The organism is Cupriavidus sp. 22TCCZM04-2 (assembly GCF_057798895.1).
Map to the genome: position 1 here is coordinate 1 of NZ_JBYOJS010000031.1, position 18,821 is coordinate 18,821.

The window sequence follows — 18,821 nt, forward strand, 5'->3', positions numbered from 1 at the left end:
GCGGGGAATCCGGAATTGGAAGCTGGATCCAGTGGTCTACCTGAACCCCGAGCGGGCTGAGCTGGAGCCTAAGGAGTACCGGAAAGCAGCATAGCGGCGGACGCGACAACTACCTTGACACACGCCGCTCGGACAAAAAGTGACTCGCCGGCTACGCCGGCGAAACAGCCGCGCCTGCCAAGAGCGATAACCCAATCATTGCGAGAGACGCCCCGCCGGCTACGCCGGCGAAACAGCCGCGCCTGCCAAGCACGACAGCCCCATCATTGCCAGAGAGCGAACCATTCCTTCTTCTTGCCCCCCGACGCCTCCCCCGATCTCCATGTAATCTACCCCCTTCCAATCGGGAGACAAAGACAACCATGACCACCCACCGCTACGGCGTCGCATCGCCCGCAGAGATCGCAGGCATGACGGGCAAAGCCATCTTGCAGGCCATCATCGAAGGCCGCCTGCCGCAGCCGCCCATTTCAGAGATGCTCGGCTTCTGGCTGACGGAGGTCGGCGACGGTTTCGCCGTCTTTGAAGGCGACCCCGGCACACACTTGTTCAATCCAATGGGAACGGTCCACGGCGGCTGGGCCCTGACGCTGATCGACAGCGCCACGGGCTGCGCGGCGAACTCCGTGCTGCCGGCTGGCACCGGCTACACGACGATCGAAACCAAGGGCAATTTTTCCCGCCCGATCAAGGCCGACACCGGCCGGGTCCGCGCCGAGGGGCGCGTGATCAACCAGGGCCGTCAAATCATCACGGCCGAGGCACGGATCCTGGCCGGCGACGGCCGTGTCCTGGCACACGGCACGTCGACGCTGCTGGTGCTGGCGCCTGCCGCTGCTCCCGCTCGGTGAGTTTCGCTGCGCTCGCGGGAGTCCCAGAATAATCGCGGATTTCCTCTCCATCGATTGGAAATCTCCGCTTTCACCCGCGCCATTCCGTCGCGCCAAAGGCCGCCTTTCTCAGTGCTGAATCCCTCCGCCGGGACTCGTAGGTATGCTGCCCCAACCACAACAGTGCAGGGCTCGCGCGAGCGTCCCGGAACATCACGAGAATCAGGAGACAGGCATGTTGACATCACGACGGATGGGTTTGCGGTTTATCTTCGGGCTGCTTTCGGTTGTCACCGCGGCAAGCGGGCTGCTGGCCGGCCGCAGTGCCATGGCGGCCTATCCGGACAAGCCGATCCGGCTCATTGTTCCGGCCGCCGCCGGTGGCACGACGGACATTGCCTCGCGCCTGGTCGGCAAGCGCCTGGGCGAGACGCTGGGCCAGCCGGTCGTGGTCGAGAACCGCGCGGGGGCGGGCGGCATCATAGGCTCGCAGGCGCTCACCAATGCTTCCGCTGACGGCTATACGCTGATGATGGGCAACATCGGGCCCAACGCCATCAACTACAGCTTGTACAAGCACCTGCCCTACAAGCCGCAGGACTTTGCTCCAGTCACGCTGGTGGTGTCGGTGCCCAATGTGCTGGTCGTCAACCCTGCCGTGCCCGCCCGCTCCGTCGCGGAACTGGTGGCGCTTGCCAAGGCCCGGCCGGGACAACTTTCGTTTGCGTCGTCCGGCACCGGCCAGTCTCCGCATCTTGCGGGCGAGCTGTTTCGCAAGCGCACGGGCATCGATGTCGTGCACGTGCCGTACAAGGGCGCGGCGCCCGCGGTCTCCGATCTGCTTGCCGGCCAGGTCAGCATGATGGTGGACAACCTGCCCAGCTCGCTGCCGCATATCCGGGCCGGCAAGCTGCGCGCGCTCGCCGTGACCAGCGCCACGCGCGTGGCCGAGCTTCCCGACGTGCCGACAATGAAGGAAGCGGGCCTCGATGATTTCCAGGTGACCGCATGGTTCGGGCTGGTTGCCCCGGCCGGCACGCCGCCCGCAATCATCGACCTGCTGCAAAAGCACGTCGCGAACATCCTCGCCGAGCCCGGGACCCGCGGCAAGCTCGCCGAACTTGGCGGCATTCCGGGCGGCGATACGCCGGCCCACTTCGCGGGCTTCGTCCAGAGCGAACGCGAGCGCTGGGCCCGCGTGGTGAGGGACACCGGCGTACCGTTGCAGTAGCCCACGCACGCCGGCTCGGCACGGGCACCACACGATGATCACTGCATGGGCTCCCGCAGGCGCAGCGGCTGTTCATTGCGCGACCAGACGTCGAGCAGGAAGTCCGGCTCGACATGCCGCACATGACGATGCAGCCCCGGCTGGCGGCCTATGGTGGCGTGCAGGTGGCGGGTCGACATCCGGCGCCCAGCGAACGGTCGCAACCAGTGGCACGCGACGATGGTGCCATGCGGCGCAAGCGCGCCGACGGCACGCGTCACCGTATCGCGCCAGTCCTGCGGGGCAAAGTAATAGCCGAGTTCGCTGAGCACGATCAGGTCGAAGCTGCCCGCGGGCCACTCCGCCGGAAGCCTGGCCACGCGCGCCTCGACATGCGCGTGGGCCGCCAGGCGCGCGCGCGTGCGCGCAACGGCTCGGGCAGCGCAGTCGACGGCAAGCAGCGCATCGCACCGGGCCGTGAGCCGATCGGTCAGCATGCCGGTCGCGCAGCCGGCCTCCAGCGCGCGGGCATATCGCGCTTCGGGCAGGACCGCCATCAGCAAGTCGCGCTTGCGCGCCTCATACCATAGCGATTCGAAGCCCCACGGGTCGTCCTGCTCGAAGATCGCCTCGAAGGCGGTCGGCGATGTCATAGCGCGTAGCCGTTGTCGGCGTGGCTGATGGCGGTGCCGAGTGCCGCCAGGTCGTGTCCGGCATGGCTTTGCTGCAGGAACACAGGCAGGTCCGCGTAGAGCGCGGACAGTCGCGCATCGCGGCGCGCCGGCCCCGCGCCGAGCACGTTGCCGGCGCGATTCAGCACGCGCCGCACCGTGGCTTCGACCACCGTGCGCAGGCGCATGGCGGGCATGAACGCATCATCGTCCGGCTGGGTGTCGATCCATTCGGCGGTCTCGCGCAGCAGCGCGGCCGCCGCATGCAGGTCGCCGTCGATGGCGCCGAGCTCCGTGGCGGCATGGGCGTCGCTGCCCTGGCGCACGGTGTCCCGCACGGCCAGCGCCAGCGGCAATACGGCGCCATACCAGCACGCGGCCATGCCGGCGCCCGCATGCCAGAAGCCGGGCCGCTCCTGATAGGCGCGCGGGCCGCCGACCAAGAGCGCGGGACAATCATGGAGCAGTATGCCGCCGCTGCAGGTGTCTTTCATGCCGACGCCGTGCCAGCCGGAGGAGGTGACTGTCACACCCGCGCCGTGCATGTCGATGGCCGCGAGCCACGGCACGCCGTCGGCGTCGAGGCAGGTCAGCAAGGCATGGGATACGCCGGCGGCGCCCGCGCAACAGGCCTTGCTGCCACTGAGCAACACCGGCCTGCCATGCGTCATGCCCGCGCGCGTTGCCAGGTCCTGTGTGTCCGCGTCCGGCGCTGGGCTGGCGCACACGCGCGCGTCGGGCGGCTCGGCCGCCCACACCGCCCACCGGGTGCCCGGCTCGGGACGGGCCCGGGCGAGCTCGGACAGGATCGCCAGCGCGTCAGCGTGGGCTTCGAAGAGCTTGATGGCGACAGTCCCATGCGTGGCCGCGACGATGGAGAACAGCCGCCAGCGCGCGGCCGTGTTGCCGTAGCCAGGCAGCGGGATGTCGCCCTCGGGGGCATGTGTAGTGATTAGCGCGTGAATCGTATCGCGGAGGTCCATGGTGCGCCGAAGTGCAGTCGCCCATGCATGGGCCGCCCGCAAGTTCCCTGCCAGCGCCCCGGCGACGGCGTTGCCGCGCTTCCGGCTTCGCTACGCCTTTCCCGGTGCAAGCTTTACCGGTCCGCGACCCGGCGCTCGTGGAAAACGGGAATCAGGATCCGGTCGGTTTGCGCGTCAGCACCATCGCCAGTTCCAGCGCGGTGGCGGCCACCGTGTCGACGTCCGGCGCGTAGCCGTCGCGGATCCAGCGCAGCGCGATATGAACGACGCCGCCGGCGATGCCGGCCAGCAGCAATGGATCGCCAGTCTGCCCCGGCGGCAGCAGCGCCTGCGCGAGCAGGCCGCCGAAGGCGCGCAGCGACGCTTCGAGCGCTTCGTCCACGCGCTTGCTCACCCCGCGAATCTCGACCAGGAACACCCGCGCCGAACGCGGCTCGCGCTGCAAGGCGCCAAAATACGCTCGCAGCATGGCCAGCGCGCGCTGCTGGCGCCCGCGTCCGGCGTCTTGCACCGCATGGCCGATCGACTGCAGCAGCAGGTCGGTCACGGCGCGGAACGACGCCTCAAGCAAAGCTTCGCTGTTGGGGAAGGACTCGTAGAAGTAGCGTTCAGTCAGCCCCGCTGCTTCGCAAACCGCCTTGACGGTGGAGTTCTGGTAGCCGCGCTCCCCATAGACCTGGATGGCCGCCGCGATGAGCTGGCAACGGCGCTGCGTGCGGCGCTCGTCGGCTGCTGCACCGCGGTAGCGGCGAGCGGTGGAGGTCTCGGTCGGCTCGGTCGGATCGCGCATCATCGGGCCATTATGACATTCCCTATTGTCAGATGGCATCTGACAACCTATGGTGTCAGAAGTGACCGCATCCGGGAGTCCCGCCATGACCGTTGCCGCACCCGAAGACACGTTGCTCGACGTCCTGATCGTCGGCGCCGGCCTGTCCGGGATCGGCGCCGCGCGGCACTTGCAGCAGCGCTGTCCGGGAAAGCGCTACGCCATCCTCGAAGCGCGGGATGCGGTCGGCGGTACCTGGGACCTGTTCCGCTATCCGGGCATCCGGTCCGATTCGGACATGTACACGCTGGGTTACCGCTTCAAGCCGTGGAAGGGTGCAAAGGCCATCGCCGACGGTCCGTCGATCCTGTCCTATATCCGCGAGACCGCTGACGAAGCGCGCATTACCCCGCACATCCGATTCGGCCACAAGGTGGTCAGCGCGGACTGGCACGGCCACGAAGGCTGCTGGACGGTCACGACGGAACGTAGCGGGGACGGCAGCCGCCAGCAGTGGCGCGCGCGCTTCCTGTACGTGTGCGCCGGCTACTACAGCTATGCACAGGGCCACCGGCCCGCCTTCCCCGGCGAGGAGCGCTTCCGCGGCCGCATCGTTCACCCGCAGTTCTGGGATCCGTCGCTCGACTATGCCGGCAAGCGCGTGGTGGTGATCGGTAGCGGCGCCACGGCGGTCACGCTGGTGCCGGCCATGGCGGCGACCGCCGCGCACGTGACCATGCTGCAGCGCTCGCCCAGCTACGTCGTGACCCGTCCCGGCGAGGACGCCATGGCCGCCCGGCTGCGGCGGCTGTTGCCGGAACGGCTGGCCTACGCGGCCACGCGCTGGAAGAACGTGCTGCTCGGCATGTATTTCTTCCAGTTGGCGCGGCGCCGTCCGGAGCGGGTCGGCGCGGCCATGGTCGGCATGGCCGCCGCGCAGCTCGGCCCCGGCTTCGATGTCGGCAAGCACTTCACGCCGCGCTACAAGCCGTGGGACCAGCGCGTTTGCCTGGTGCCGGATGGCGACCTGTTCCGCGAGATCCGCGACGGCCGCGCGTCGGTCGTCACCGATACCATCGAGCGCTTTGCCGAAGACGGCATCGTGCTGGCTTCGGGCCAGACCCTGCCGGCGGACATCATCGTGACGGCCACCGGCCTTCGGCTCAATATGCTTGGCGACATCGCCGTCAGCGTCGACGGGCAGCCGCGCGTGCCGGCAGCGCTGATGACATACAAGGGCATGATGCTCGATGACGTGCCGAACCTGGTGCTGGCCTTCGGCTACACCAATGCCTCCTGGACGCTGAAGGCGGACCTGACCGCCGAATACGTGTGCCGGCTGTTGCGGTACATGGACCGCCATGGGCACCGCGTGGCCATGCCGCGGCGCGACGCGTCCGTGCAGCCCGCGCCGTTCCTGGATTTCACGTCGGGCTATGTGCAGCGTGCCGCCGGCGTGCTGCCACGACAGGGCGACCGCAGGCCATGGCGCCTCTACCAGAACTACATCCTCGACATGCTCACCCTCCGCCACGGCCGCATTGCCGATGGCGTGCTCCAGTTCGACCTGCCGCGCAGCGCACCGGCGCCGCGCGAAACGCCCGCAAGCCTGTCCGGCGGCGAGGTCCAGCCATGATGATCCTGCTCTACATGGCGCTGGCCCTGGCGGCACTGTTCGCGGGGCTCTTCCTGTACACCGTGCGCAAGGTGCGGCGCGTCGAGGCCGCGCTGCCGCCCGACGGGCGCTTTGTCGAGGTGCCCGGCGCGCGCCTGCACGTGGTCGAGCGTGGCCAGGGTCCGGCGCTGCTGCTGGTGCATGGCTTGTCGGGCCAGCTCGGCAATTTCGGCTACGGCATGATCGAACCGCTGGCGCGCGATTTCCGCGTGGTGGCGGTGGACCGGCCGGGCTCGGGCTATTCCGTGCGCACGCCCGGTGCGCACGCGGACCTGGCCGCGCAGGCCGATGTGCTGGCGGCGCTGATCGAGAAGGTCGGCCTGGAACGCCCGCTCGTGGTCGGCCACTCGTTGGGCGGCGCCATCGCGCTGGCACTGGCCGCGGGTCATCCGGATCGAGTCGGCGGGCTGGCGCTGCTGGCGCCGCTGACGCACCCGGCCGAAGAGATCCCGCTGGTATTCCGGCCGCTGACGCTGCGGCGGCACTGGCTGCGCCAGTTCGTGGCGTGGACGCTGGCGGTGCCGATGTCGGAGTTGCGGCGGGAGGCGGTATTGGAAATCGTCTTCGGTCCCGATCCGGTGCCGGCGGACTTTGCCCTGCGCGGGGGTGGCATGCTGGCGTTGCGCCCGAGCCATTTCGTCGCGGCGTCGGAGGATCTGGTCGCCGGGGCGCCAAGCCTGCCGCCGCTGGTCGCGCGCTACGGAGAGCTGCGCTTGCCGGTGAGCATCCTGTTCGGCCGCGAAGACCGCATTCTCGATCCGGCCGCCAATGGCCAGGCGCTGGCCGCAAAGGTGCCGGGCGCCACGCTGACGCTGGTGCCGGGCGGCCACATGTTGCCGATCACGGCCCCCGACACCTGCGAGGGCTTCGTGCGGGAAGCCGCCGCGCGCGTGCATGTTGCCGAGGCGGCGACGGCATGAGCGCGATCGCTCGCGCCCGTGTCCGGCAAGGCGCCTCAGTGCGCCATGCCGGGCTTGCAGTCCTGCACCCAGCCGGCGACGCGGCTCGGGCTCATGGTTGGGCGCCATTCGCCCGAACCGCGGATCTCGACATCCGTCCCCTGCCGCGCCTGGCGCAGACTGACCACGTAGAAGTAGCCCGTGTCCGTGCGCGTGGCGGAGCCGATGCGCACGTCCACCTTGCCCGGTTCGGGGTAGGCGATCACATTCGCTTCTTCACGCAGCCGGCTCTTCAGGCACAGTGTCAGGTCGCCGACGCTGGCGTCGGAGTGGATCTGCTTCGGCTCCTGGGCCTGGAGGTACTCGACGCTGGCGCCGCTGGCGCAGGCGGCCAGCCAGGGCACGGCCACGGCCGCGAGCAGGAGGAGGCGGAGGCGGGTTGCGGACATCCATGTTTCCTTTGTAAAAGCGACGCTGCATGCTACATGAGAATGTGTGGCGCAGGCCCGTCCGGACACCATGCGGGGGCGGGCCACTCCCGCCGCCCGTGCCACTGAACCACGTTCTCAAGGAAGACGCCGATGGCTGCCGCGATTGCCCCCGATCCCTACAAGCGCGATTTCTCCACCGCATTCAGCGCCATCCGCAAGCTGCTGGTGGACGGGCACGACACCACGCAGGTGTTCCTGATCATGCGCGCGCTGAACGGGCCGTCCATGCCCAGGAACTTCGCGCGCCTGCTGGGCACGCCCGATGGCCGGCGGCTGGTCTACCAGCGCACGGAACTGGCCGAGCGGCTGTGCGACCCGGCCTACGTGGCGACGTTTGCGCCCGGCACGGTCGGCGCGGCGTACCGGGACTTCCTGCGGCACACGGGCTACAGCGCCGACGGGCTCGCCGAAGTCTCCAACATGGGCCGCGAGCCGCTGGTTGAAGACGCCTATATGTGGTTCGCCCGCCGCACCCGCGATATCCACGACATCTGGCACGTGCTGACCGGCTACCGTGCCGACGAAAGTCTTGGCGAGGCCGCGCTGGTGGCATTCAGCTATGCGCAGACCGGCGGCCTTGGCTGGGCATTTATCGCGGTGGCGGCGTCGCTGAAGAGCCTGCGCGTCACCCGCAGCCTGGCCTTTGCGCGCGCGGTGCTCGAAGGCTATCGCCTGGGCCGCGCGGCGAAGTGGCTGCTGGGCGAGGATTACGAGGCGCTCTTGCACGAGCCGCTCGATGCCGCGCGTGCCCGGCTTGGTATCGGCGCGGCGCCGCGGTATATGACCTGCCATCCGCTGCAGGACTGGCACGCCTGAGGGGGGCTTCAGTCCCTCTGCCGGCCACGCCGCATGATCGCGGCCAGTGTATCCACGCGCGCCCGGTCGGCGGCAATGACGATGCCATCCGCAAACACAGGTTGCGCCAGCCGCGTCAGCACGTCGCCCGGCGGCGCTTCGACCACCACGCGCATGCCGGTGGCATAGGCGAGCAGCATGGTCTCGTGCCAGCGCACGGGGATGGCCATGTTGCGGGCCAGGTCGCCGGCGATCCGGCGCGGGTCGCGCAGTTCGCGTGCAAGGCTTGCGCTGAAGTAGCGCAGGCGGGGCGCCGACAATGAAACAGCCGCCATGGCCTTCGCCAGCCCGTCGGCGGCGTCATCGAGCAAGGCGCAATGCGACGGCACGTGGATGGCGACGGGCTTGGCCGCCTGTGCGCCGTCCGCCAGGGCCAGTGCCGATACGGCTTCCATGGCTGCGATGCTGCCGGCAATCACGATCTGCGCCGGCGCGTTTAAATTCGCGAGATAGACTGGGCTTTGCGTCGTGTGGACCCGTGCCACCAGCGGTTCGAGCCGCGCGCGTTCCATCCCCAGGATTGCCGTCATGCCGAATCCATGCGGATAGGCCTGCTCCATGCGTTCGCCGCGCAGCCGGACCAGCCGCAACGCATCGGCAAACGACAGCACGCCGGCCGTGACGGCCGCTGCATAGGCACCGATCGAGAGCCCTGCGACAGCGTCCGGGTGTCCCCCTTCTTCGGCCAGGCATCGCGCCATGGCTACGCCAGACGTGAGCAGGCAGAGCTGCACCCAGATCGTCGAGCGCAGGCGTGCCGGCGTGTCCATCTCGGCCGTGGGTACTTGCAGGACATCGGCCGCTTCCGCGAGCACGTCGCTGACGGCCGGGTGGTCCGGTAGGTCCGCGAGCATCCCGCCCCGCTGCGAGCCCTGGCCGGGAAAGGTCAGCAGCACGCTCATGGCGCGGGCTGCCACGGGTCGGCACACATCCTCGGTCCCTGCGCGGTCTTCAGCAGGACCTTGCCGCCGTTGCGCCGCCATTCGAGGAACGAGAAGCCGCCTTGCGGGGTGTCGACCTGGATGTCGATCCGTGCCGGGCCGGCATCCTGCAGCGCGGCCAGCAGGCCAGTATCGGCCTTCGGCAGCGGATGGTCCGCGTAGACCAGCAGGTCGAGATCGCTGTCCGCATGCAGGACGTTGATGCCGCTGGCGATCGTGAAGCCGGCGCCCCCGCCCACGCCCCAGCGGATGCGCCGCGCATCGAGCGCATCGGCGGCCGCTTCTAGCGTGCGGATGGCGGCGAGCGCCATCAGTTCAGGGCGCCGCCACGCGCGCGCCGCCGCGATGTCCGCAGGCGTGACCACGTGCGCCACATCGGCGGGAGCAATCCAGGTGCCGAAGCGCTCGGCACGCGATGCGCCGCGCAGGCCGACCGGAATGGCATCGGGGCGGCACGCATCGCGGCGCACCACAACAGGCGTGGCGGTCAGCGCGTCCAGCGATAACCAGGCCGGCAATGCGACGCCCGCCAGGCTGCGCCGCGCGTCGGCCAGCCAGAGCAGGTCGTGCGGCGCCGGGTGGAACGTCGTCAGGCTTGCCATTGCTTGCGCAGGCAGTCACGCACCTGCCGCGATGCCTGGCGGTTCTCCCCACTGCGCCGGCCGGAGAGGTCGGGGGCGCCGTCTCGCCGGATATCCGAGAGCGCGGCCAGGATGGTGTCGCGGGCAAGGTGGATGTCGGCAGGCTCCGGTGCATCGGCCGAGGCCACGTTGATCAGCCGCCACAGGATGCCCAGCGTGGCGAAGTTGCCGATGTCATACGCCATCGGCGGCACGGTGGCGGCCAGCGCTTCCAGGTCCTCGACCGTACGCATGGTGATGCGTGCCGCGGCGTCCTTGCCCATCGCGTGCACAAGTACGCCGCTATCGCGCAGCGCGATGATGCGGTTGGCCTGGTAGCCGTGGGCCAGGAACGCACCAGACATAGCCTTGCCGACGATCAGCGCCACCACGGGATGGCCTGCGAGGCGCGCCTGCGCATACGCCGCAGCGGCGGCGGCCAGCGACTGGTGGATCCCCAGTGCTTCCTCGCGCCGGCCATAAGCCTGGCTCGGCGTGTCCACGACCGCGACGATGGCGCGCTTGACCGCGGCATCGCGGTCCGCTTCCACCACTTCATGCACGGCCTGGGCCAGTGACCAGCCTTCGACCAGCCCGACTTCGCCATTGCGCGCGCGCGGAAAACGGCTTTGCGCATCGGGCACCACGGCGATCCAGCGGACCAGCGTACCAGCCAGTTCTCCGTCGGCGACGGTCACGGAGTGCGGAAAGCCCTCGCGGTACGACGCAGCCGGCGCCAGCGCGCGCAACCAGTGCGCGCCGCGGCTGACGTCCTGCTGCGGCAGGGTTTGGACGGTGGCGTTCATGCGTCGGACTCCCGATGGAAACGGCCAAAAAGGCGCTGTACTTCGGCCGGCGTTGGCTGGATGCCGGAGTCGTAGTCCTGCAGCAGGGCAAGCACTTCACGGCGGCGCTCGCTACGGGGCGTGGCGGCTGCCGGTACGCGCAGCTCGCGCGCTACCGCGTCGCGCATTGCGGCGCAGTCATCCGCGACGTACACGTCGGCAAAGCCCGTGGCCACACGTTGGGCGCCGCCCGTGAAACTCCAGATGAACGGCCGGTCGCGCGAGTCGTATTCCGCGATGCCGGCTTCCTGTTCGATCACGGCCGGGCCGTTCAGGCCCAGGCGGCCATCCTGCGTCATGACCAGCGACGTACACAGCCCGGCAGCAATCGACATGCCGCCGAAGCATCCGACCTGTCCGGCAATCACGCCGACCACCGGCTGGTAGCGCCGCAGGTCGACAATGGCCGCGTGGATGTCGGCAATGGCAGCCAGTCCCAAATTGGCTTCCTGCAGCCGCACGCCGCCCGTTTCCAGCAGCAGCACGGCGCGCGTCGGCACGCCACGGCGGTTGTCCGCGGCGGCAAGTTCCAGCGCGCCGGCAAGCTTGGCCCCGCCGACTTCGCCAAGGCTGCCGCCCTGGAACGCGCCCTCGATGGCCAGCACCACCGCGGGCTGTCCGTCGATCTGTCCTTTCGCCACGATCACGCCGTCATCGCTTTGCGGCACGATGCCCTGGCGCGCCAGCCACGGCGACTGCAGGCCGTCGAACGGGCCGGCCAGCTCGCGGAAAGTGCCGCCGTCCAGCAGCGTGCGGGCCCGTTCGCGCGCGCCCAGTTCGATGAAGCTGTCCCGGTTCAGCAGCGATGCGCTGCGGGTCGGCGTGCTCATGGGTGCTCCTGTTGTCCGTGCGCATCGAGCGCTTCAAAGGCCTCGGCCAGCCGCATGCCGACCACGCCCGGCGTCGCGCCGAAGTCATGGATGCGGATCTGCATGGACGCGCGCGGCTGCGCTGCGAACACGCGTGCGAGCTGTGCGTCCCAGACGCGGGCATAGCCGTTGACGGAGGTGGTGATCTCCACGGTGGTGACGCCGCCAGTGCCGGGTTCGACCAGCACTTCGAGATCGCCCGATCCCACCACGCCGACGAGCGCGCGGGTTGCGGCAGGCGCTCCCGCCGGAAATTCAAATCGCAGTTGTTCCATGGAGGCTCCTAAATTTGCGCGGTGCCGGAGTCGAGCCGGTCGAGGAAGATCGTCGCGGCGAGCAAGTCCGCCGCGCCGCCCGGCGATGCGCGCCGCGCCAGCATGCCGGCGTCGAGTTCGCGCAGCAGGCGCCGTCCCGTGACCGTGCCGGGGCCGCCTGCCGCCAGCACCGCTTGCGCGCCGGCCTGCATATAGGCGAGCCCGGAGCGGCCCGTGCGGGCCAGCACGCAGGTATCGTCCAGCCCGCTCATCAGCGCGAGCAAGGCATTGAGCCGGGCAGCCGATTCGCTGTCGCCACGTGCACGGCTTTGCTGCAGGGCCGGCAACGCACGCCGCATGACATGCGGAAAGCCCGCGTGCGCCTGGGCCCGGGCACCGCCTACGCCATACGCAAGGCACGCCAGCTCGCCCTTGTTGCCGGTAACAGCTGGGCGATGCCGGTCAGACAGACGCGCAATGGCGCCAGCCGCATGGCTCACGGCGCGCGCGCCGGATCGTTCGCCGGCGGTTGCAACTTGCGCCGCCGCGCCAACCAGCAAGCCGATGCACCAGATCGCGCCGCGATGTGTGTTCACGCCGCCGGTGGCAGCCAGCATGGCCGCTTCGGCTTCTCGCCCGAGCGCGCCGAGCCGCTCGCGCAGCCCGTAGCCGACACGGGCCGCGCGCTGGCCGGCCATGGCCATGGCGGCGAACGAAGGGCCCAGCGCCTGTGCCGAGCGCAGCATCAGCGCCAGCGTCAGGTCGGCATGCGCGCCATTGCCACGGCTGTCGACCAGCCCGGGCTTGGGCGACAGTTGTGCTTCTTCGATGATGGCGTCGACCGCCAGGTCGGCCAGCCTCTGCGCTTGCGCGGATGGGCCAGCGATGGCGGGAGCCGCGTCTGCAACCCGCAGGATTCTTGCCGCTGCGCCGCCCATCACCAGCTCCGGAAGCGTGCCGGCGGCGTGTACAGGCCACCGGACCATTCGACCAGGTCGGCCATGCTCTTCGCAGCCAGCAGGCTGCGCGTGGCCTGGCTGCGCTGCACGCCAAGATCCTCGGGCAGCGCGATCAGGCCATCGCTGCGCATGCGGCGCGTTTGCGCGGGATCGTGCTTCATGCCGATCGGCGTCACACCGGCCACGGCGGCGATCATCCGGCGCCGCTCTTCCAGCGATTGCGCCTTGTAGAGGTAGGCGATGCCTTCTTCGGTCAGCACGTGCGTGACGTCGTCGCCGTAGATCATGACCGGCGCGAGCGGCATGCCGCTTTCGCGCGCGACGTCCACGGCGTCCATCGATTCGACGAAGGTCGGCTTGCCGCCGGCCTGGAAGGTCTCGACCATCTGCACCACCAGCTTGCGGCCGCGCGCGAGCGGGTCGTCGGTCTCGATCAGGTCCAGCCACGCGGGCGTGGGGTGGCGGCGGCCACCCGGGTTGTGGCCCATATTGGGCGCGCCGCCAAAGCCGGACAGCCGTCCGCGCGTCACCGTGGACGAATGCCCGTCGCCGTCGATCTGCAGCGTCGAGCCGATGAACAGGTCCACCGCGTACTGGCCCGCGAGCTGGCAGAGCGCGCGGTTCGAGCGCATGGAGCCATCCGCGCCGGTGAAGAAGATGTCGGGCCGCGCCGCCACGTACGGCTCCATGCCGAGTTCGCTGCCGAAGCTGTGCACGCCCTCGACCCAGCCCGTTTCGATCGCGGGGATCAGCGTCGGGTGCGGGTTCAGTGTCCAGTACTTGCAGATCTTGCCCTTCAGCCCTAGCGACTCGCCGTAGGTCGGCAGGATCAGTTCGATCGCCGCGGTATTGAAGCCGATGCCGTGGTTCAGCGACTGCACCTGGTGGCGCTCGTAGATGCCGCGGATCGCCATCATCGCCATCAGCACGTGCACCGGCTTGATCAGGCGCGGGTCGCGCGTGAACAGCGGCTCGCAGAAGAACGGCTGGTCGGCCTGCACCACGTAGTCGACCCAGGAACCCGGCACGTCCACGCGCGGCAGGTCGGCCGGATCGTCGACGATCTCGTTGACCTGCGCGATCACCAGGCCATCGCGGAACGCGGCGGCCTCCACCAGCGCGGGCGTGTCTTCCGTGCTCGGTCCGGTGTACAGGTTGCCGTCGCGGTCCGCCTTGTAGCCGGCGATCAGCACGACATTGGGCACCAGGTCCACATACAGGCGCGCGTACAGCTCGATATAGGTGTGGATGGCGCCGACCTCGAGCAGGCCGTCTTCCAGGAACTGCGAGATCCGGATGCTCTGCGCGCCCGCATACGAGAAGTCGAGCTTGCGGGCGATGCCGCGCTCGAACAGGTCCAGGTGCTCAACGCGGCTGACGCTCGGGATGATCATGTGCAGGCCGTTGACGCGCGCGGCGCTGACCTGGGCCAGCGAGCGCGACAGGAAATCCGCCTGCTTCTGGTTATTGCCTTCGACCACCACGCGATCGCCCGGGCGCAGCACCGCCTCCAGGAAGGGCACGATATCGCCGGTCGGTATGCGCTTGCCCTGCGCGATGGCGGCGCCTTGCTGCTTGCGCCGCGCCTTGGCTTCTCTGCGGGTGTTCCACTGGCGCCCGGGTGGGGTGCTGGTCATCGTGTCTCCGGCGTGGTCTGTCTGATGGTGTCAACCATAAACAGGGGCAGACCCCGGAACAATCACGCGGGCGGCAGGATCGTTACGCTTGGCGAAAGCGAGCGGGCCTTACTGTCCTTGCCGCATGGCCATGCGGCAGACCGCGGCCAGCGCCAGCAGGTTGGGGTCGCGCTCGCGCCGGCGCAGGAAGCTCAGGCCGATGGTCTGGCGGATATTGTCGTAGTCGGCGGTAAGCGGCACGAAGGCCACATTGCGCGGGGCCACACCCTTCACGCGGCCTGGCAGCAGCGTATAGCCGACGCCGCCGCCGACCAGGTTCATCAGCGAGAAGATATCGCCGACCTTCATGACGAGGCTCGGCTGGAAACTTGCGATCCGGAAGGCTTCGACGAAGCCGCGCGACGTGGCGAAGCCTTCGCTCAGCGAGACGAAAGGTTCGTCGCGGCAGGTGCGCAGGTCCACGGCCGGCATCGCGGCGTAGGGCGAGTCGGCCGGCGCCGCGAAGAAGATGTCGTCCTCGAACAGCGGGATGGATTCGATCTCGGGGTCCGGCTCGGGCGTGGCCATCAGTGTGGCATCGATCGAGCCTTGCTTGAGCATCTGCAGCAGGTCGGTGTTCGAGCCCAGCAAGAGTTCGGTCTGCAGCTCCGGGCGGCGCGCCTTGAGATCGATAACGATCCGCGGCACCGTCTGCGCCGTCAACGAGTACAGCGAGCCGATCTTGAGATGGTCGGCCAGGTACCCGGCGGCCTGGCGCGTGGCGCGGATGCCGTCGGCCATGGTCTTGATCACTTCACGTGCCGTATCGGCCAGCACATGGGCCGCATCGGTCGGGATCAGGTTACGGCCTTCATGCCGGAACAGTGCGCAGCTTGTGCCTTCCTCAAGCGAATGCAGCGCGCGATGCACGCTGACCGTACTGGTTTCCAGGATCTCGGCCGCCTTGGCCAGATTGCCCGATTCCATGAACGCAAGCAGCGCTTCAAGCTTGCGGAAGGTGATCTCTTCGCCGATGCGGATTCTCATTGGGAGGGGCGTGTAGGGACGAGCCGCCATCTTAGCGGGTGCGGCGGTCACCGCACTAGCCCACTGCCGGCGCCGTGATGCAGCCTGTCGAAATATAGGTGCCGGAAATGCCCGGCCGGGCTAAAAGTCAACCGCGTGGGCCGGTCTGGCGCTGTCCATAACGCCCGGCTTCCGGACCGCGCTGGCCGCTTTCTCTTCGCGCGGAATTTCACTAGGCTCGTTCTTCCCACGGCGCAAGCGCCGAGCGGCATCGGCCTTTCGTCAATCAGTCCCTGCCTGGATGCGGGGATTCATCCCAAGGAGAGCACCATGCCAGAAGTGAATCTGCAGCCCGTGTACGCAGCCCAGGCGGCAGCCATGGATATCGTATTTGGCATGACGACAAAGACCCTGGAAGCGTGCCAGAAGCTCACCGAGCTGAGCATGCAGACCATGAAGGGGTCGATCGTCGACAGCCAGGAAGCCGTTCGCCAGGCGTTCAGCGCCAAGAATCCGCAGGAGTTGTTCGCCGCGCAGGCCACCGCAGTCGAGCCTGCGGCCGAGAAGGCACGTGCGTATTTCCAGCAGGTCCAGGAAATCGCCGCCAACACGCGCGAGGAATTCCAGAAGGTGGCGGCTGCGCAATTTGAAGCCAACAAGCGCACCTGGCAGGAAATCTTCGACAAGCTCGCGCAGAGTTCGCCGAATGGCTCGCAAGGCCCGCTGAATGCCTGGCAAGCGGCCATGGCTTCCGGCGTTTCGCTGTATGAGTCGATGCAGGAGTCGACCAAGCAAGCTGTGGGCGCTGTCGAGCGGCAGGTGGCCAGTGCCGCCGCTGCGGCGGCCGCGGCGCAAAAGGGGAATTCGCAGAGTGGGCGGGTGATCGTCAAGGGGTAGGGCGATCCCTTGTCGGCGTTGGCAGCGCAACGCCGACATCACATGCTCGCGGCAACAAGTTGTTCTCGGCTGGGCTGCTGCGCGCACTCACTGAAAACCGGGAAGGAGAGGGGAGGGAAGAGATGGGGCGGAAGCACCGGCATTTGCGCCGTTGATGTCGTCCCGCCTGCCGACTACTGAGCCGCGTAGCAGCCGAAGGCGATGATGCGATATCGCCTGCATTGTCGGGCCACGGACAGTTTCGGGGCTCGTTCAATCATTGCCCGAAAGCCTCGTTCAATCATTGCCCGAGAGCCTGCATATGGACGCGCACCACGCGGCAGGCAGCCGGGCAGTCTCTGAAGCGAATACCCGTACGAAATTCTTCGCACACTACGATCAATATTCGTCCGCTAGGACAAGTAAACGCGCTTCTTTGCTTACTTTCTTGTCGCTTGGACAAGAAGTTACTCGCCGGCTACGCCGGCGAAACGGCGGCGCTTGCCAAGCACGACGCCAGCCGCAATGCTCCCAAGAACCAAAAAAAGCCCGCTCCTTCGAGCGGGCAACCATCGGGAATCGACGCCCGGCGACTAGCACCGGGCATGTCTGAAGCTTATGTCGGAATAGCAACCTCCATCCTGTCCGAAACCATGCCGTTTCGAACATGAAGTCAGAGCTTTCTATTTTCATAGCATGCAATTAATCATTGCAAATTCCGGATACCGCCATGACGCCAGGAAGATTTCGCGAACTCGTCATTCTGGATCGTTATATGAACGAACTGAAGGCCGAGATCAGCCTGCAACAGCAGCGTGCGACCCGGCTGACCGATGAGGCCGAGTCCGTCAAGGCTGCCCAGATGCTCGTCAGCCTGGAACGGGCGCTGGCGGCGCTCGAAGTTCGCATGAGCACCACGCGGCCCAGCAGGTCACGGTAGGCGGCAGCACAAGCTCGCTATCCGGACGGCCCCGCCCGTACGTATCGTCGCTCTGGCCGACATCCGGCGCGCGACATTGGCGGCTGGCAAGTTGCGAGGGAGGCAGCATGAGTTCGCTGGAGTATTGGTGCATCGCGCTGGCCGCTACGGGGCTGGTGCTGCTCGGGCGTGTCTTTGCGATCTACCGCATTCGTACCACCTTCATGGCGGACCCGGCCATGCGCGACGTCCTCTACAACCGCTTGCCGGGGTATGACGAAATGGCGTTCGCGCCCGAGCACTGGACCCGGTGGACAATCGGCGCCTGGCGTGCCTACGCGCAGAACGAAGCCGAAGTCGAGAACCGGCAGAACCGGCAGAACCAGCAGAACCAGCAGAACCGCCAAGTCTGAGCCGATACGCCCTTCCCGGGCGCGGTTTCCTGCCTGCGGCACGGCGCCCCTTGCCGCAGTAATTTTTTCAGGGCCTTCCCACCAATCCTGCGCGCAGCCGCCGCGAGAGGGTATGGGCCCGCCATGCGCCGCGCGCCATAACCGGCCGGCGGTGGCATGGACCCTGCTCAATGGAGGTCAGCTTCAGAAGCCGGTGCAGTGCCGCAGCCATCCGTTCATGGACGCGCCGCATCACGTCTCGCCGGCCAGGTTGGGGGCGCTTTGATCTCAGGAGGGGAATGATGGCGGACGGTGTCGTAAAGGTGATCCCGCTCACGGGCATGATCTGGGCGGTGGCCATGACGGCCGATGGCAAGACGAAGACCGAGACCTTCGCATGCCGGAGCGCGGCGATCGCGGCAGGCGTCCGGCTTGCGCTGCAGAACGAATCGGTACTGCTGATCGAGGGGCTCAGCGATGCATGCACGGGGACGGAATCCGTCCACTGATCAAGCGCACGCCGGGAAGTGTCCCGCGCCTTGATGCGGCAGCTGGCGCGCGCCCCGGCAACGGGGCGCGCGCGCTACGATCTCATTCGCTCATTCATTCATTTGTTCTTGGCCGCGAGGTTACGCGCCATGTCGAGGTGGTGCTCCAGCGTCGGCAGCGTCTTGCTCGCGAAGGACTTGACGTCGCTATCGCTGGCGGACTGCGAGGCCTGGCGGAACAGGTCCACGGCCTGCATATGCGCCTGCACGCCGACCGAGTCCGCATAGCGGCGGTCGAAGGCTGTGCCGCTGAGCCCCTTGAGCGCATCCAGCGTGGCGCGGTCAGAGGCGTCCGGTGTCGCAGGCAGCGCCACCTTCTTGCGGCTGGCGAGCTGCTTGAGTTCATCGGCCGCGGCCTGGTGATCCTTCACCATCCGCGCGGCGAAGTCCTTGACGGCGCTGTCACTGGCCTGCTGCTGCGCCATCTTGCTGGCCTCGATCTCCATGGTGCCGGCCTGCGCGGCCTTCTTCATGAATTCGGTGTCGGAGGCAGACGGTGCGGCGTGGGCGGGAATGACAACGGCAAACGCCAGGACGGCGGCGAGATGTCCTGGAAAGCGGGTAGCGGTCACG

Annotated in this window: 22 protein-coding genes; 9 read left to right on the plus strand and 13 right to left on the minus strand. The window is 68.0% G+C overall.

The features are described from left to right. Positions 1 to 362: 362 nt before the first annotated feature. Together AC3FKG_RS28305 and AC3FKG_RS28310 are read left to right on the plus strand one after the other, a co-directional pair. Complete coding sequence (locus tag AC3FKG_RS28305; protein WP_483713306.1) at positions 363 to 851, plus strand: PaaI family thioesterase; 489 nt, start codon at positions 363 to 365, stop codon at positions 849 to 851. A gap of 214 nt (positions 852 to 1,065) precedes the next feature. Next, a complete protein-coding gene (locus AC3FKG_RS28310) occupies positions 1,066 to 2,061 on the plus strand; it encodes a Bug family tripartite tricarboxylate transporter substrate binding protein (RefSeq protein WP_488744734.1) in 996 nt (331 codons plus the stop codon). 38 nt (positions 2,062 to 2,099) lie between these two features. Here the strand turns inward: AC3FKG_RS28310 and AC3FKG_RS28315 are convergent, their stop codons facing one another. The 3 genes from AC3FKG_RS28315 to AC3FKG_RS28325 form a co-directional block, all read right to left on the minus strand. Next, positions 2,100 to 2,693, minus strand: coding sequence for an SAM-dependent methyltransferase (locus tag AC3FKG_RS28315; RefSeq protein ID WP_483713310.1), 594 nt, complete (start codon positions 2,691 to 2,693; stop codon positions 2,100 to 2,102). Continuing rightward, positions 2,690 to 3,694, minus strand: coding sequence for an acyl-CoA dehydrogenase family protein (locus AC3FKG_RS28320; RefSeq protein ID WP_488744735.1), 1,005 nt, complete (start codon positions 3,692 to 3,694; stop codon positions 2,690 to 2,692). Before AC3FKG_RS28320 ends, AC3FKG_RS28315 begins: the two co-directional genes overlap by 4 nt. 151 nt (positions 3,695 to 3,845) lie before the next feature. Further along, positions 3,846 to 4,487: a TetR/AcrR family transcriptional regulator gene (locus AC3FKG_RS28325; RefSeq protein ID WP_488744736.1), complete on the minus strand. Its 642-nt coding sequence runs from the start codon at positions 4,485 to 4,487 to the stop codon at positions 3,846 to 3,848. An 82-nt stretch (positions 4,488 to 4,569) separates the two neighbouring features. Here AC3FKG_RS28325 and AC3FKG_RS28330 point away from each other — a divergent pair, with 82 nt between their 5' ends. Both AC3FKG_RS28330 and AC3FKG_RS28335 read left to right on the plus strand, forming a co-directional pair. Then, the gene (locus AC3FKG_RS28330) at positions 4,570 to 6,099 is read left to right on the plus strand and encodes a flavin-containing monooxygenase (protein ID WP_488744737.1); all 1,530 of its coding nucleotides are present in this window, start codon (positions 4,570 to 4,572) and stop codon (positions 6,097 to 6,099) included. After that, positions 6,096 to 7,058 carry an alpha/beta fold hydrolase gene (locus AC3FKG_RS28335; RefSeq protein WP_488744738.1) on the plus strand — a complete coding sequence of 321 codons (963 nt, stop codon included), beginning with the start codon at positions 6,096 to 6,098 and terminating at the stop codon, positions 7,056 to 7,058. The genes AC3FKG_RS28330 and AC3FKG_RS28335 overlap by 4 nt, the downstream gene beginning before the upstream one ends. Positions 7,059 to 7,093: 35 nt before the next feature. Here the strand turns inward: AC3FKG_RS28335 and AC3FKG_RS28340 are convergent, their stop codons facing one another. Then, entirely contained in the window at positions 7,094 to 7,486 is a 393-nt protein-coding gene (locus tag AC3FKG_RS28340; RefSeq protein WP_483713317.1) for a hypothetical protein, read from the minus strand. 132 nt (positions 7,487 to 7,618) lie between these two features. On the opposite strand from AC3FKG_RS28340, the gene AC3FKG_RS28345 reads away from it, so the two are divergent. Further along, positions 7,619 to 8,344, plus strand: coding sequence for a Coq4 family protein (locus AC3FKG_RS28345; protein ID WP_488744739.1), 726 nt, complete (start codon positions 7,619 to 7,621; stop codon positions 8,342 to 8,344). Between the two features lie 8 nt (positions 8,345 to 8,352). Here the strand turns inward: AC3FKG_RS28345 and mdcH are convergent, their stop codons facing one another. From mdcH to AC3FKG_RS28385, 8 genes are all read right to left on the minus strand, one after another. Further along, positions 8,353 to 9,285, minus strand: a complete 933-nt coding sequence (gene mdcH, locus AC3FKG_RS28350) for a malonate decarboxylase subunit epsilon (protein ID WP_488744740.1) — start codon at positions 9,283 to 9,285, stop codon at positions 8,353 to 8,355. Beyond that, positions 9,282 to 9,926 (minus strand): malonate decarboxylase holo-ACP synthase, encoded by a 645-nt coding sequence (locus AC3FKG_RS28355; protein WP_488744741.1) that lies wholly within the window; start codon positions 9,924 to 9,926, stop codon positions 9,282 to 9,284. Before AC3FKG_RS28355 ends, mdcH begins: the two co-directional genes overlap by 4 nt. Continuing rightward, positions 9,914 to 10,750 (minus strand): biotin-independent malonate decarboxylase subunit gamma, encoded by an 837-nt coding sequence (mdcE, locus tag AC3FKG_RS28360; protein WP_483713322.1) that lies wholly within the window; start codon positions 10,748 to 10,750, stop codon positions 9,914 to 9,916. Before mdcE ends, AC3FKG_RS28355 begins: the two co-directional genes overlap by 13 nt. Beyond that, positions 10,747 to 11,619 (minus strand): biotin-independent malonate decarboxylase subunit beta, encoded by an 873-nt coding sequence (locus AC3FKG_RS28365; RefSeq protein WP_488744742.1) that lies wholly within the window; start codon positions 11,617 to 11,619, stop codon positions 10,747 to 10,749. Before AC3FKG_RS28365 ends, mdcE begins: the two co-directional genes overlap by 4 nt. After that, the gene (locus AC3FKG_RS28370) at positions 11,616 to 11,933 is read right to left on the minus strand and encodes a malonate decarboxylase subunit delta (protein WP_483713324.1); all 318 of its coding nucleotides are present in this window, start codon (positions 11,931 to 11,933) and stop codon (positions 11,616 to 11,618) included. The genes AC3FKG_RS28365 and AC3FKG_RS28370 overlap by 4 nt, the downstream gene beginning before the upstream one ends. Before the next feature lie 8 nt (positions 11,934 to 11,941). Next, the gene (locus AC3FKG_RS28375; RefSeq protein ID WP_483713325.1) at positions 11,942 to 12,850 is read right to left on the minus strand and encodes a triphosphoribosyl-dephospho-CoA synthase; all 909 of its coding nucleotides are present in this window, start codon (positions 12,848 to 12,850) and stop codon (positions 11,942 to 11,944) included. Next, positions 12,850 to 14,508 (minus strand): malonate decarboxylase subunit alpha, encoded by a 1,659-nt coding sequence (mdcA, locus tag AC3FKG_RS28380; protein ID WP_483713327.1) that lies wholly within the window; start codon positions 14,506 to 14,508, stop codon positions 12,850 to 12,852. The genes AC3FKG_RS28375 and mdcA overlap by 1 nt, the downstream gene beginning before the upstream one ends. Before the next feature lie 108 nt (positions 14,509 to 14,616). After that, a complete protein-coding gene (locus AC3FKG_RS28385) occupies positions 14,617 to 15,534 on the minus strand; it encodes a LysR family transcriptional regulator (RefSeq protein ID WP_488744743.1) in 918 nt (305 codons plus the stop codon). A gap of 309 nt (positions 15,535 to 15,843) precedes the next feature. Between AC3FKG_RS28385 and AC3FKG_RS28390 the strand changes: the two genes are divergently transcribed. The 4 genes from AC3FKG_RS28390 (at position 15,844) to AC3FKG_RS28405 (ending at position 18,209) form a co-directional block, all read left to right on the plus strand. Then, complete coding sequence (locus tag AC3FKG_RS28390) at positions 15,844 to 16,410, plus strand: phasin family protein (RefSeq protein WP_483713330.1); 567 nt, start codon at positions 15,844 to 15,846, stop codon at positions 16,408 to 16,410. A gap of 754 nt (positions 16,411 to 17,164) precedes the next feature. Further along, positions 17,165 to 17,329: a hypothetical protein gene (locus AC3FKG_RS28395; protein ID WP_483713331.1), complete on the plus strand. Its 165-nt coding sequence runs from the start codon at positions 17,165 to 17,167 to the stop codon at positions 17,327 to 17,329. 107 nt (positions 17,330 to 17,436) lie between these two features. After that, positions 17,437 to 17,721 carry a hypothetical protein gene (locus tag AC3FKG_RS28400; RefSeq protein WP_483713332.1) on the plus strand — a complete coding sequence of 95 codons (285 nt, stop codon included), beginning with the start codon at positions 17,437 to 17,439 and terminating at the stop codon, positions 17,719 to 17,721. Positions 17,722 to 18,002: 281 nt separating this feature from the next. Beyond that, entirely contained in the window at positions 18,003 to 18,209 is a 207-nt protein-coding gene (locus AC3FKG_RS28405) for a hypothetical protein (protein WP_483713333.1), read from the plus strand. Positions 18,210 to 18,307: 98 nt separating this feature from the next. On the opposite strand, the gene AC3FKG_RS28410 is transcribed toward AC3FKG_RS28405, so the two are convergent. Beyond that, the gene (locus AC3FKG_RS28410) at positions 18,308 to 18,820 is read right to left on the minus strand and encodes a DUF4142 domain-containing protein (RefSeq protein ID WP_483713334.1); all 513 of its coding nucleotides are present in this window, start codon (positions 18,818 to 18,820) and stop codon (positions 18,308 to 18,310) included. Position 18,821 lies beyond the last annotated feature (1 nt).

Excerpts from the sequence above, each read along its gene's own strand:
- AC3FKG_RS28305 (WP_483713306.1), top strand. The coding sequence starts at position 363 with ATGACCACCCACCGCTACGGCGTCGCATCGCCCGCAGAGATCGCAGGC.
- AC3FKG_RS28310 (WP_488744734.1), top strand. The coding sequence starts at position 1,066 with ATGTTGACATCACGACGGATGGGTTTGCGGTTTATCTTCGGGCTGCTT.
- AC3FKG_RS28315 (WP_483713310.1), bottom strand. The coding sequence starts at position 2,693 with ATGACATCGCCGACCGCCTTCGAGGCGATCTTCGAGCAGGACGACCCG.
- AC3FKG_RS28320 (WP_488744735.1), bottom strand. The coding sequence starts at position 3,694 with ATGGACCTCCGCGATACGATTCACGCGCTAATCACTACACATGCCCCC.
- AC3FKG_RS28325 (WP_488744736.1), bottom strand. The coding sequence starts at position 4,487 with ATGATGCGCGATCCGACCGAGCCGACCGAGACCTCCACCGCTCGCCGC.
- AC3FKG_RS28330 (WP_488744737.1), top strand. The coding sequence starts at position 4,570 with ATGACCGTTGCCGCACCCGAAGACACGTTGCTCGACGTCCTGATCGTC.
- AC3FKG_RS28335 (WP_488744738.1), top strand. The coding sequence starts at position 6,096 with ATGATGATCCTGCTCTACATGGCGCTGGCCCTGGCGGCACTGTTCGCG.
- AC3FKG_RS28340 (WP_483713317.1), bottom strand. The coding sequence starts at position 7,486 with ATGTCCGCAACCCGCCTCCGCCTCCTCCTGCTCGCGGCCGTGGCCGTG.
- AC3FKG_RS28345 (WP_488744739.1), top strand. The coding sequence starts at position 7,619 with ATGGCTGCCGCGATTGCCCCCGATCCCTACAAGCGCGATTTCTCCACC.
- mdcH (WP_488744740.1), bottom strand. The coding sequence starts at position 9,285 with ATGAGCGTGCTGCTGACCTTTCCCGGCCAGGGCTCGCAGCGGGGCGGG.
- AC3FKG_RS28355 (WP_488744741.1), bottom strand. The coding sequence starts at position 9,926 with ATGGCAAGCCTGACGACGTTCCACCCGGCGCCGCACGACCTGCTCTGG.
- mdcE (WP_483713322.1), bottom strand. The coding sequence starts at position 10,750 with ATGAACGCCACCGTCCAAACCCTGCCGCAGCAGGACGTCAGCCGCGGC.
- AC3FKG_RS28365 (WP_488744742.1), bottom strand. The coding sequence starts at position 11,619 with ATGAGCACGCCGACCCGCAGCGCATCGCTGCTGAACCGGGACAGCTTC.
- AC3FKG_RS28370 (WP_483713324.1), bottom strand. The coding sequence starts at position 11,933 with ATGGAACAACTGCGATTTGAATTTCCGGCGGGAGCGCCTGCCGCAACC.
- AC3FKG_RS28375 (WP_483713325.1), bottom strand. The coding sequence starts at position 12,850 with ATGGGCGGCGCAGCGGCAAGAATCCTGCGGGTTGCAGACGCGGCTCCC.
- mdcA (WP_483713327.1), bottom strand. The coding sequence starts at position 14,508 with ATGACCAGCACCCCACCCGGGCGCCAGTGGAACACCCGCAGAGAAGCC.
- AC3FKG_RS28385 (WP_488744743.1), bottom strand. The coding sequence starts at position 15,534 with ATGAGAATCCGCATCGGCGAAGAGATCACCTTCCGCAAGCTTGAAGCG.
- AC3FKG_RS28390 (WP_483713330.1), top strand. The coding sequence starts at position 15,844 with ATGCCAGAAGTGAATCTGCAGCCCGTGTACGCAGCCCAGGCGGCAGCC.
- AC3FKG_RS28395 (WP_483713331.1), top strand. The coding sequence starts at position 17,165 with ATGAACGAACTGAAGGCCGAGATCAGCCTGCAACAGCAGCGTGCGACC.
- AC3FKG_RS28400 (WP_483713332.1), top strand. The coding sequence starts at position 17,437 with ATGAGTTCGCTGGAGTATTGGTGCATCGCGCTGGCCGCTACGGGGCTG.
- AC3FKG_RS28405 (WP_483713333.1), top strand. The coding sequence starts at position 18,003 with ATGGCGGACGGTGTCGTAAAGGTGATCCCGCTCACGGGCATGATCTGG.